General features: G+C 37.2%; 1 protein-coding gene. It reads left to right on the forward strand.

The annotated features are described in order from the left end of the window. Positions 1-198 precede the first annotated feature (198 nt). Positions 199-269 (forward strand): hypothetical protein (locus CVH10_RS27350; RefSeq protein WP_369335932.1); only part of this gene is annotated, 71 nt, incomplete at its 3' end.

Below are 269 nucleotides of genomic sequence, written 5' to 3' on the forward strand. Positions count from 1 at the left end.
AACCCAAAAGATATTGTATCAATATTAATCGGATCATACCAATCACAATCCCTATGAATATCATGGTGTTAAAATATAAAAATCATCAACCAGGACTAATCTTAACAACGAAGCGGCAAATATTTGCCATGCTGAATGTGCTTTATAAATCTGCGATCCGTAGCAGACACCATAAATACACAGACACGGAGAATCACTATGTTTACTTATTATCAGGCAGAAAATTCAACAGCAGAACCCGCTCTGGTTAATGCCATTGAGCAAGGCCT

It is taken from the genome of Halomonas sp. ND22Bw (assembly GCF_003011945.1).
In the GTDB taxonomy this organism is placed as follows: domain Bacteria; phylum Pseudomonadota; class Gammaproteobacteria; order Pseudomonadales; family Halomonadaceae; genus Halomonas; species Halomonas halophila.